At 44.9% G+C, this 12,119-nt stretch carries 10 protein-coding genes; 3 read left to right on the forward strand and 7 right to left on the reverse strand.

Annotation, left to right across the window (positions count from 1 at the left end; all coding sequences use genetic code 11):
• Nucleotides 1-4: 4 nt before the first annotated feature.
• Nucleotides 5-1,153 carry an NAD-dependent epimerase/dehydratase family protein gene (locus COP04_RS12640; protein ID WP_100488354.1) on the reverse strand — a complete coding sequence of 383 codons (1,149 nt, stop codon included), beginning with the start codon at nucleotides 1,151-1,153 and terminating at the stop codon, nucleotides 5-7.
• A gap of 662 nt (nucleotides 1,154-1,815) precedes the next feature.
• On the opposite strand from COP04_RS12640, the gene COP04_RS12645 reads away from it, so the two are divergent.
• Together COP04_RS12645 and COP04_RS12650 are read left to right on the forward strand one after the other, a co-directional pair.
• Nucleotides 1,816-2,370, forward strand: coding sequence for a helix-turn-helix domain-containing protein (locus COP04_RS12645; RefSeq protein ID WP_100486821.1), 555 nt, complete (start codon nucleotides 1,816-1,818; stop codon nucleotides 2,368-2,370).
• The gene (locus COP04_RS12650; protein WP_157800397.1) at nucleotides 2,316-3,233 is read left to right on the forward strand and encodes an IS3 family transposase; all 918 of its coding nucleotides are present in this window, start codon (nucleotides 2,316-2,318) and stop codon (nucleotides 3,231-3,233) included. Before COP04_RS12645 ends, COP04_RS12650 begins: the two co-directional genes overlap by 55 nt.
• Before the next feature lie 44 nt (nucleotides 3,234-3,277).
• Here COP04_RS12650 and COP04_RS12655 read toward each other — a convergent pair whose 3' ends face one another.
• Nucleotides 3,278-4,504 carry an MFS transporter gene (locus COP04_RS12655; RefSeq protein ID WP_100488355.1) on the reverse strand — a complete coding sequence of 409 codons (1,227 nt, stop codon included), beginning with the start codon at nucleotides 4,502-4,504 and terminating at the stop codon, nucleotides 3,278-3,280.
• Nucleotides 4,505-4,712: 208 nt separating this feature from the next.
• Complete coding sequence (locus COP04_RS12660) at nucleotides 4,713-6,071, reverse strand: MATE family efflux transporter (RefSeq protein ID WP_100488356.1); 1,359 nt, start codon at nucleotides 6,069-6,071, stop codon at nucleotides 4,713-4,715.
• 497 nt (nucleotides 6,072-6,568) lie between these two features.
• Between COP04_RS12660 and COP04_RS12665 the strand changes: the two genes are divergently transcribed.
• Entirely contained in the window at nucleotides 6,569-6,874 is a 306-nt protein-coding gene (locus COP04_RS12665) for a hypothetical protein (protein ID WP_100488357.1), read from the forward strand.
• Nucleotides 6,875-7,017: 143 nt separating this feature from the next.
• Here COP04_RS12665 and COP04_RS12670 read toward each other — a convergent pair whose 3' ends face one another.
• From COP04_RS12670 to COP04_RS12685, 4 genes are all read right to left on the reverse strand, one after another.
• Nucleotides 7,018-8,964: an ABC transporter ATP-binding protein/permease gene (locus COP04_RS12670; protein ID WP_100488358.1), complete on the reverse strand. Its 1,947-nt coding sequence runs from the start codon at nucleotides 8,962-8,964 to the stop codon at nucleotides 7,018-7,020.
• Nucleotides 8,965-9,186: 222 nt separating this feature from the next.
• On the reverse strand, nucleotides 9,187-9,828 hold the full coding sequence (locus tag COP04_RS12675) for an ABC transporter ATP-binding protein (RefSeq protein WP_239984856.1): 642 nt from the start codon (nucleotides 9,826-9,828) through the stop codon (nucleotides 9,187-9,189).
• Entirely contained in the window at nucleotides 9,797-11,173 is a 1,377-nt protein-coding gene (locus tag COP04_RS12680; RefSeq protein ID WP_100488360.1) for an ABC transporter ATP-binding protein, read from the reverse strand. The genes COP04_RS12675 and COP04_RS12680 overlap by 32 nt, the downstream gene beginning before the upstream one ends.
• A gap of 275 nt (nucleotides 11,174-11,448) precedes the next feature.
• Complete coding sequence (locus COP04_RS12685; RefSeq protein WP_100488361.1) at nucleotides 11,449-12,093, reverse strand: HAD family hydrolase; 645 nt, start codon at nucleotides 12,091-12,093, stop codon at nucleotides 11,449-11,451.
• Between the last annotated feature and the right edge of the window lie 26 nt (nucleotides 12,094-12,119).

Consider the following 12,119-nt stretch of genomic DNA (forward strand, 5'->3'; position numbering starts at 1 on the left):
AGATTTATCGCCAGTTAACCGTTGGCAATATATTTTCCGGTATGACGCGTTCTTTATATTTTATGACAGTACGCAGAATGTTTCTGATGACATCCTCTGTCAGCAAATGCGGCTCCAAACCGAGTTCCTGTAATTTCGTATGTTTCGCATGGAAAAAGTGTTCTTCCAGCTCAACCCTCGGATCTTTCAGGTGATCGATTGAGATCGGCATTCCTTCTTCACTGGCGACTTTCTGCACCCTTTCGGCCAGATCCTGCACAGAGAATTCTTCTGTAAACTGATTGAAGACACGGAATTCCCCTAAATCTGCCGGATTTTCCGCCGCTATCTCAATACAGCGTACCGTATCCTTAATATTCAGGAATCCTCTGGTCTGTCCGCCCTTCCCGTAAACGGTCAGAGGGTGGCCAACAGCGGTCTGAATGATGAACCGGTTGAGCGCTGTACCGAATACGCCATCATAATCCAGACGGTTAATCAGTGCCGGATCCATCGATGTTTCGTCGGTGTACAGACCATAAACGATGCCTTGATTCAAATCGGTAGCACGGATGCCAAACGTTTTGCAGGCGAACATAATATTGTGGCTGTCATGCACTTTGGACAGATGATACATCGAACCCGGCTGCTTCGGATATGGCAGCACATCCTCACGGCCTTCATGCTGAACATGGAGGTACCCCTCTTCAATCGGAATATTTGGGAAACCATATTCACCCATTGTCCCCAATTTGATCAAATGGCATTCAGGAACAAATTCTTTAATTCCATAAAGGACATTCAGCGTCCCAACCACATTATTTACCTGAGTAAAAACAGCATGTTCGCGATCAATCATTGAGTAAGGCGCGGAACGCTGCTCAGCAAAATGAACAAACGCATCGGGAACCACGTGTTTCAGCACCTGACTCAAAAAGTCATAATGGTTCAGATCACCCTCATAAAATTTGATCGTTTTTCCGGTCAGCTGTTTCCATTTTTCAATGCGCTCTTTCAAAGTCAGGATCGGTGTCAGTGAGTTCGAATGAAGCTCACCGTCCCATTTTCTCCTGGAAAAATTATCGATAATCGATACCTCGTGACCCTTTTTTGAAAGATACAAAGCGGTCGGCCATCCGCAAAATCCATCTCCACCAGCAACTATAATTTTCATCCTATGGCACTCCTGTTCTAGAAATATTGATAAATCATGACGCGTCATCACAGTTGAAAAGACAAACAGCGTCCCATATTTCATGCTTTACTTTTAGCGACTGCAAATCCCTGCTCGACAATCATTTATAATTATATCAGCCATATATGAAAATTAGCTGAATAAAAGATTAAGATTTTCTCAGATTCTCTATCAGTCTATCAATAGTTTGTATAACAAGTGAATTACCGCGCCATTAACACGAATAGGGAGTGACGCTCAAAGAAATTTCTTCTGCGAAGGGCGTAATATTTGAAGGGAGTTATTTTTTCACAACAGACAATAAATTTGGACGTTCAATCACCTGGATGCTTTCGTTAACTATACGCACAAATTAAGCCGCGATCTTGAGGCAAATAACCAAGACCGCGGCTGTAAAGACCATGATTTTTTAGGAGTCACCCACTCTTTCCGCTCACTATTCTTTATTTTCGCTCCGATACAGAGACTTTTCTCTGATTTTCTTTATCTGATAATAATTACAGAATTAACCGCAATCACGATAATCGGTGCAATGATGGCTCATCCAACAATTCCGGTAAAAAAGCCCCATGAAAAAGAGTACTGAGAACTGAAGTGACCCCCTAAAGTTGGACAACAAACCAACTTTAGGGGGTTTTCATGTGACAAAGTACTCTAATGATTTTAAAGTGAAAATTATTAGTGAGTATCTGGTCGGGGCAGGCAGCACTTTTCTACACCATAAATATCATATACCAGGACATGACACTGTCCTGAAATGGATGCATCAATATCAATCGAATGGTTCTGTAGGATTCAAAAATCGTGAAAAACGGTCGGAGTACGCCAGCAATTTCAAACTGGAAGTATTAAAGTGGATGAAGGAGAACCATTCATCTCTTAATGAAACCGCCAACCACTTTAATATCTCTACATCCTCTACGATCTATCAGTGGGATCGACGGTTTCAAGCAAGGGGATTGGATGGATTGAGAACAAAGCGAGGGCGTCCACCCATGGGGAAACGAAAGAAATCAGATCCTACAAATCAAGTTAAGAGAAATAAAAAAGTGGAAGAACCATTTGAATCAGATCAACAACGACTTAAGGATCTGGAGAAAGAAAACAAATTACTCCGGATCGAGAATGAGTATTTAAAAAAATTAGAGGCCTTAGTTCGTCAGAGAGAGCAACACGAACGGAACAAGCGCAAGTAGTTACTGAGCTGAGGCAGCACGACTCTCTGAGTGATATTCTTCGAGTGGTGAAACTGCCTAAGAGCGTGTATTATTATGAGCTTCACCGCCCACAGGCAGAGGGGGATGACCCGGTAACCTCGGAAATAAAAGCAATCAAGCAGGACCATCCAGATTACGGTTATCGTCGTGTCTTCTTAGCTCTGAAAAATAATCAGCACGTGACTGTAAATCATAAGAAAGTGCAGCGCATTATGGAAGCCGAAGGTCTCCAGTCAACCTTCTATACCAAACGGATGCGTAAATACAACTCGTACAAGGGGACCGTTGGGAAAATCGCTAAGAATCGGCTCCGCCGCCGCTTCATAACCGACCGTCCATTCCAGAAACTGGTGGCGGACGTCTCTGAATTTCGTTGGGGCCGCAAAACGACGAGAGAACGCCTTTATCTTGAACCTGTGCTGGATCTCTATTCCGACGAAATCCTATCCTTTGCGATCAGTGACCATCCAACTGTCGCTTTTGCGCTCAAACCGCTTCATGAGGCCCTGGAGCATCTTCCTGAGCATCACTATCGTACCTATGTGCACACAGATCAGGGGTTCCAATACCAGAATGAGGCGTGGTGCAGAGAACTTAAATCGCATCGGGTCTATCAGAGTATGTCTCGGAAGGCCACCTGTTTAGATAATGCCCAGATGGAAAGCTTCTTTCACATCATGAAGGCTGAAACAGTCCATTCTCATGATTATCAGACTCGGGAAGAACTTAAACGGGCCATGCGTGAATGGATTAAGTACTATAATAGATCCAGAATCAAAGAAAAACTCGGGGGTCTAAGTCCGATTGATTATCGGATTTCGACTACCGAGCAAACAGCTTAAAAATGTGTCCAGCTTTTGGGGTTCAGATCAAACCACTCCTCTTTTTAATCTTCATTTCTATCATTTACAGCTAAACGCTTTCTGCTAAACACCACAAACAAAAATGAAAGAAACAAAAGAAAAGCAGATAAGGTAAATATGGCCTGCACACCGACCTGGTCCGTCAGATAGCCAATGATCAGAGTAGCCGCTCCGTAGGAAAGTGCGTAGAGAGCGTCTGTTGCAGAATAAACTTTTGCCAGCACACCGAATCCTGTACTTTTCTGGATCAGGGTTCCAAATGAAATGGTCTTCAGCTGTTCGAATAAACCGACCAGCAGAGAAAGCAGCAGTGCGGCAATCGGAATCGGGTTCCATCCGAAACATAGCGTCAAAACGGATGTCGCAAATAATCCGATGAGAGAAGCAGCCATCAAGTGTTTATCGATAAAAGTAGAACTACCGACTGCTATCACACCGCCGGCGATCAGCCCTGCAAAGTAAGCAAAGTTGATGTAGCCCCACCATGCTTCACCGACATGCAGTGCGTGATTGACAAAAACATAAACAATTGCTGCCATCCATACAACAGAAGCCGCAGAGCCCAAGATGTCCGTAATGCTGATGATTCGCAACACTGGTGTATGCCAGATCGCGACCCACCCTTCTTTCATTCCGCCCAGCTTTTTAGATCTTGCTTTCCCATGGTGAAGATGCATTTCGGGCTGCTCGCTTATCAGCAGCATGAATAAGGTTGAAAGAACGAATAAGAGAACGGTCACTCCGACCATGCCGCTTCCACCAATGAAAGCGGCAAGAACTCCCCCGAGCGCCCAGCCGCTCATGTTGATCGTCTGATCAAGGATGGATAGAAAACCATTGGCTTTAACCAAACCTTTTCTACCAACGAGGATCGGGACCATGGCATTGCGGGCCGGCATTGCCCAGCCATCCAGAAAACTGATTAGAATCACGAAAAGAAACAGAAGGAAAATAAAATGATCGATGAAATGGATCTGGAGAAGAACAGCCAGAATCAATAAGAGAATGGTCTTCCCCAGCTGTGAACGGACCAGTGATCCCTTAAGGCCGATCTGATCAAGCACAAGCGGGGCCAGCAGCCCGCTGATAAAGCGGGAAAAAGTGGTAAAGAAAGGCACCAGCGACATGTAGAAGGCAGACCTTGTCACGGTATAGATAACGGTCATCAGCCCGACAATATAAAAGACATCCCCGCAATTGGCCAGCGACTGGCCCATCCAGAGATACCGGAAAGAATATTTTTTTGCCATTGCATTATTTCTCCTTTTTAATTGAAAAAGAATCTGTGAGAAAACAAAGTGGGCCTGCTTTTGCTCACTCATTTTTCCTCAGTTCTTTTTCAAATGACTTTTTCTGGAGTTTCTGCGATGGCAATCACATATTTAGAAATTTCCCTTCCCAATCAGATGCATATTTGAATTGTAACAGTACCCGGCCGTTTGCCGCAAGACAGCGGAGTTATTTTATGTTAAGAAAAGGCTCACTATGACCCTCTTTTACGGCCCGTATTTCTACGCTTTTTTTATAAAACATTCTGAGAAGAAAATACAGCACAGCATAATTAAAAAACAGGCAGGCGGCGACACCGTTCAGCCCCATTCTTAAGGCAAAGGACAGAATCAACATCACGGCCAGACTGATCAGTTCAATAATAAAAGACCGACTTAGGACATAAACACTTTTCCCTACAGATTGCAGCGATGATTTATAGACCTCAAACAATGGCCTGAAGAGATTGGCCAGCAACAGAATAATAAAAATGTCTGCAGCGTAGCGAATCAGGTGAATCTGATTGGTGATCAGGCCGATCAGCGGTTCTCTTAATAGAAAAGAAAGGATACCCAGAACTGAGAAAAGGGCCATCACCCATACCGCTGCGACTTTCGGTATATCGCTCATGCCGTTCCTGTTCCGCGAGCCGAAGCTTTCACTGACGACGGTGATCAGGGCTGTGCCGTACATATAGGTCGGGATAAACGTAATTTGAAAAAGCTGGGAAATGAGCAGATAGCCTGATAGTGCCAGGCCGCCGATATGCGAAAGGATTGCGTTAAGTCCAATGACAAATATGCTGCCTTCCAATGTTTCCTGCCCCATCAGCGGAAGGCTTCTGGAAAAAATAGAGGAAATCACGGTTGGACGATGGCGGAACGAAGCTTTAAGATCGTCCCTCAGAACAACTGAGTATATGATAATATCCAGACACAGTGTCACTATATCCGACAGTGCGGCGCCACGTACACTCAATAGTGGAAAACCGAACGCACCAAAGATAAGCAAATAGTTCAGGCAAGTGTGAATGATGGTCGTGGTCGTTGAGACAATAAAAATCCATCTCGTCTTCTTCCTGATTTTCAGACAATTTGTGAGTGTAAAACTCACAAGCTGAAGCAGCACGTAACCGCTCATAATCGAAAGATAATCGACCCCGGCCCGAAGCGTTGATCCGGAAAATCCATACAACCCCCTTAGCAGGGGAATTTCGGTCACCAAAAGGAGCAGGCCGAAACCAATTCCCAATATACCATTCATGACGAGGGAAGAAATCAGGTAATCGTAATAATTCTCAGGCCGATTTTCTCCCATGGCACGTGAGCCGTAAATATTAAACGTAATGGCCAGGCTCCCCAATATGCCGCTGATGGTGTATAAAAAATTCCCGATTGCTCCAACCGACTGAAAAGCAGCAATGGATACATGGCCGAGCATCGCCTGGTCAATCAGCTCGATCGCGAGTCCAAAGACGGCGTTGGCGATTAACGGAATAGCCAGCGCGTTTAAAGATTGGGTATGCCGTCTAAATATTTCTCTGTTCATGATTTTTTTACTCCGATTCTGTGCCCTGCATTTCACAATCCAGAAATGTGTTCAAGTTTCTCATAATGGAAATGCGATGATTCGATAATTCTTTGATCAATTGATCGGTTGGGAGTGACTTCAGCTTAGTTAGGGGCAACATTTAATTTTCATCCTCATTCTCTGTGTCAATATACCTCACGACCATTTGTTCCTTATCTTATTTCAACAATCCTCCCCACTTTTTCCATCACCCGGGAGAATGCCTGAAACCTCGCTGTTGCTGGCACATTGATTCTATTACTGCTTCGAACAGAGATCATTCTTTGTTGATTAGTTTACAGCCAGAGGCGTATTAGCTCAAGATGCATTCAGAAATTATTGAAAAATTTGTATAAAAAATCATATTTTTTCCGACCATTCGTCTTTTGTGTAAATTTTAATTTTTAAAGCGCATTCATAAAAAATATGGTAAAATATAGATAAATTTAGTAACATCCGTTAGGAGATGCTGAATCATGACCGTTGAACCTGAGAACGTTAAATTGTATCTTGAAGATCCTTCGAAAGCCATACTGGATGCTGAAAATGGATTGTGTTCAGAATCCGAAGTACAACTAATAATCGACGACGTCTATAAACATCTGGATCCTTCCTATAAGGAACTGGGGTCTTTTCAGAAGCTGATTTTTGGATGGTCGATGAGCGCACCCAAGATGTTAATGTCGCAAAATTATCTGGATGAAGTGCTCAAACCTTTTATCAAAAAAGTAAATAGTGAACTTAACTGGCAGCTAAGGGCGCCTGCCGATTTTATGAAATAGTTCTGATGACACATTTTGAAAATATAGGAGCAGAAAAACTTCCTCTTTCCCTGAGTCCATATAAAAGTAAGCCCCATACCGGATTCATTCCTGCTCCGGCACGGGGCTTAGTAGATTTTATGATCACTTTTCCTTAATATGTTTTACTCAAACCGGCGTAATGATTCAACCGGATCAAGATTCGCTGCTTTGGCGGACGGAGCGAGACCGGCGATCACACTGATCAGAACACTGATCGCAATACCAAATATGATGTAAGGTACATTCACGTTCAGAATAGACGTGTGAATATGCGGTTTCGCCAGGGAATTGCCGAGCAGCGCGGCCAAATAAGCAATGATTACGCCAAGAACACCGCTTAATAAGCCTAATAGGCCTGCCTCTGAAAAGAAGAGATGACGGATATCCTTACGGCGCGCGCCCAGTGCACGTAAAATGCCGATTTCCTTCGTCCGCTCCGTGACGCTGATGTAGAGTACCACGATAATCATAATCGCTGAAACGAGCAGCGAGATACCCGCAATGGCAGCGAGGACATATGAGGCCAATGATATATACGTATTCAATGTATCCAAAAAGCTGCCGACGCCAGTGATTGTGTAACCGTGGGACTTAAAGTGATTTTGGACCGACTTGACATTGGCGATTTGATCAACTTTAACCGTTGCGAAATTCGGTTTTAATGTCAGATGCTGTTTCTGATAGATCGCGTGAACGGTCTGAAAAGTTGTGGTAGCCAGTCCCGTCTCCGCTTTTCCGCCTGCTATGCCGGATACTTTAAGTGTTTCAGAAAGCACAATCGGGCGCCGCTGATTATTCATCCCGTTTATGTAAAGCGTCACTTTTTTTCCAATCAGGGAATTAGGGTCTTTTGCCAGCTGCTTCCCGACATCCGTGCTGATCAGGATTTCGCCGTCCTTTGGAAACCCGCCTTTCGAAATATCTTTCTGTGGTATTGTGCCATTGACCGATTCAAAATACTGAGTGTTTGCCAGTGACGAACCATATTGGACTTTTGTCGAAGCCAGATAAACGCCGCTTTCAGCCGACGACACATGTTTCACTGCTTTGATCTGGTTCAAATCGTTCTGCGAGATGGAAGATGATTTGCTGACTCCGCCTCCTCCTGTAGATGAGGCTTGATTCTTCATCGCCTGCGTTTTCGCCAATTGGATAACGGTCGGATTAAGATTTTTCGTAATCTGATCATTAATGTAACCTTGAACACCACTGCCGAGTGCCAACATGATAATTACACTGAAGATACCGATTGCACCGCCGATTGAAACAAGAATATTGCGTTTGGTATTATGGCCAATGTTCGTCAGCGCCATTTTAAATGTAGCGCCAAAGCTCAGATTCTTGGATTTTTGACCATTGCGATCATTCTGTGCCGGATATTTATCACGCAGACTGATATCGTCGGCAATCTTCCCATCATCAATCTTGATAATGCGCGTGCCGTAATCAGCGACAGTCTGGGAATGAGTGACGGTAATGACTAATTTCCCCTGCTTGGCAATCGTATCGAGCAATTCCATAATTTGCTTACTATTCTTTTTATCCAGAGCGCCTGTCGGTTCATCAGCCAGGATAATGTCCGGATTGCTCGCCAGCGCCCGGGCGATCGCCACGCGCTGTTTTTGCCCGCCGGACAGCTGGTTCGGCCGCTTTGTTAAATGGTCGGCCAGTCCGACGGTTCCAAGCAGGCTTTTTGCACGATCCACTCTTTCTTTCTCCGTCATCGATGTCATTTTCAGCGTTAGCAAGACATTATCTAAAACAGATAAGTGATTAATCAAATTGAAGTTTTGAAAAATAAAGCCGACGTTTGCTTTGCGGTAATCATCCAATTCTTTTTCTTTCATGGTTCTCAATGATCTTCCGTTAATCAGCACTTCTCCTGAATAGTCCTGATCCATGCCTCCGATGATGTTCATCAAAGTGGATTTACCACCGCCGGACTCACCCAAAATGGAGACAAATTCCCCCCGCTCAAATTTCAGATCAATGCCGTTCAAAACGGGAAATGTTTTTTTAGCTCCCAGGTGATACGATTTGTGGATGTCTTTCAGTTCAACGTAACTCAATGTGTTCCCTCCAATGTCGCTTTCCACTGTCTAATCTTTCACATGTTTACCCCATAGTGTCATAGTATATGAGATCAGAGACATTTAAAACATCCTCAAGTTTTAACCTCTTATACGTCTGAGGACCTAGCTTCCTAAATGACAGCCACTCTTCTCCAGATGACTGTAAACAAGCAAGATGAATGGAGTGTGAACCTCTGAGACATTATCAATAACAATTTTTTACATACCTGCAGTTTTAAACTGAGTTTCATATAATTTCCTATACAGCGGGCAGTCCTCAAGCAAAAAAGCATGCGTGCCGATAGATACGATCCGGCCTTTTTCCATGACAACGATTTTATCCGCTCCGAGAACTGTCGAAAGACGATGAGCAATGACAAGTGCGGTCCGTCCCTGCAGCAAAGAGGCCAGTGCATTTTGAATCTTGCGTTCTATGAGTGAATCCAGAGAACTCGTAGCTTCATCAAGAAGAACAATCTTGGGTTCCTGCAGCAGCACACGTGCGATCGCCAAACGCTGGCGTTCACCGCCGGACAGACGATAGCCGCGCTCACCAACAACGGTATCGTATCCTGCCGGCATCGCGGCTATCGTTTCGTGAATTTGGGCGGCTTTACAGGCTACCACCATCTCCTCTATAGAGGCGTCCTCCCTTGCAAGACGGAGGTTGTAAGCAACCGTATCATGAAAGAAGAAAGGATCCTGTGGAACCATGCCCATTTGCGATCGCAGTGATGTCAGAGTCAACGATTTGTTATCCATGTTGTCCAAATATAGACAGCCTCGGTTGGGGTCGGAAAACCGCGGAATAAGATTAAGCATAGTCGTTTTACCGGCGCCGCTCGGGCCGACAAGTGCCACCGTTTCGCCCGGTTTTATAGTCANAAGTGCCACCGCCCGGTTTTATAGTCAGTGTGACGTCTCTCAATGCCCATCGCGTCCGTTTCTCTTCGTAGCTATCCCGGACCGCGGTTTTGTCTTCATTTTCAGAGCCGCTGTTTGATCTGTAGTTTTTTTGCCTGTCTCCGTAAGAAAATGAAACATTCTCCAGATGAATCCCGCCTTTTACGCTGTTCTTCGATAGGGTTAGTGGTCCGTCCTGTACTTCCGGCTCGATATCCATAACCTCGAAAATGCGCCGAAACAGCGCAATAGAAGAAAGTATACTGACATGAAGCTGAGCCAGCTGGCTAAGCGGACCATAGAGGCGTGAAAGCAAAGCGGTGAAAGCCACGATGACTCCGAGTCCGATCTGGTGATTGATAACGAGCCAGCCCCCATAAGCCCATAAGAGTGCCGGACCAATTGAGGAAAACATGTTGAGCCACATGAACAGCCAGCGGCCGACAAGAGCTGTATGAACCTGGAGATCGCGAAGCGTCTGGTTGGACTCCGAAAATTGCTTTTCCTCAGCAGCCTGCCGATTAAAAATACGGATCAGTAAAGCGCCGCTCACGCCGAGTGATTCACTGAGCTGAATCGTCATCACGGCAAGCCAGTGTTGAATCTGCGCCTGCAGCGATTGTCTAGTTCTACCTACCCGCTGAGTCGGAATGACAAAACCAGGCACAACAATCAAAGCAAGTACTGCCAACCGCCAGTTCATACTGAACATGAGAAACAAAGTAGCCGCTATATTCAAAAAATTACTGACAAAACCAACAACCGTGGTTGTCACGACACTTTGGATCGCTTCAACATCATTGCTTACGCAAGACACCAGATCACCCGATTTCCGGTAAGCAAAAAAACTGACCGTCTGCCGCTGCAGATGATGGAAAAGCGCCATTCTATAATCGGCCATCACGTTCTGAGCGATCAGATTGCTCAGCCAGGTCTGCAGGACTTCAAGCAAGCCCGTCACAACTGCGATGGCAATCAGAATCAGCGTGTAATCAATAATGACGGACATCTGATGTTGGTTGATCCCGTCATCGATGATCCGCTGAGTCAGCCACGCGGGCATTGCCCCGCCGATAGCCGTGATCAGAATTACCAAAGCAACGGTAATTGCGTGGGGCCAGTAAGGCACAAATGCTCGCAGCGCGCGCCAAAGTATCTTCACATCCAGGTGCTCATTTGCTGCAAGTTCCTGCATGCGCCATTTTTTTAAACTTCCTCTATATTGACCGCCGTTCCCGGCGCCAAGACCGAGGCCGCGAAATTCATGCATATCCTTCACCCCTGCATAGCTGACTTCGACCATTTCGTATTTTATGGAATGTACTCCTCAATTTTATCTGAGAAGCGCGTAAAATGACACAATGTGGCTTATTTCAGACTTTTTTCCAAAACAAGCTGAACACCCTAAAAGCCACGAAATGACAAGGGCCTTTAGGGTGCACCAGTAATCAGAATACACGGATCCGGCAGGCAAACAGTTAACCCTGTCCGGTCCCGTCTGTTTTTAAAGTTTCCTGCAAACAAGCTGTAAATTTCAGATTCATCGACCGATAAAAACACGATAAAACAGCGGTTCCGTCACATCTGGTTCAAAGGTGTGCTTGAACCGGTTTCTGCTTCTTCGGGAGTAAGCCATCCTTGATCCAGCAAATCATTTTTAAAAGTTTCTGTATCCGTAAATGTGTGCACTTGAAAACCAAGGCGCTTTGCCGTATCCGTATTCCGTTCCTTATCATCAACGAACAGGACACTTTCGGGTTCTTCACCCAAGCGTTCGATCGCCAGCTTGAAAATTTCTTCATCCGGTTTCTTCATCCGGACACGGTATGAATTGATAACGAACTCAAACAGAGGCATCAATTGGAATTCTTCCAACCTTTCTTCCAAAAAGGAGTTAGAATTGGATAGAACAGCGATGCGATACTTTTCTTTCAGTTTATATGCCAGCGGGACTAATGCACTGTTTAACGTTTTTGAGCAGGACAAATCGTGGAAAAGTTCTCTTGGGTTTTCTGTGTATGTCTCCGGGAACAGCGGTTTGATCAAGGCCATGCCTTCTTCTTCGGTCAAATCTCCCTTTTTGTAGCTTTTCCATGCATCAGAATGTTTTATTTCCCTTAGATTGTCCTCTGTTACCCCGTGACGTCGCAGAACCTCGTCAGATTTCTGCTTATCTTTGAAGAAAAAAACGTCTCCAATGTCAAACAATACAGTTGTTATCATGATTTTTCCTCCTCGTATTTGAAGTT

This window comes from Sporolactobacillus pectinivorans, from assembly GCF_002802965.1.
Lineage (GTDB): Bacteria > Bacillota > Bacilli > Bacillales > Sporolactobacillaceae > Sporolactobacillus > Sporolactobacillus pectinivorans.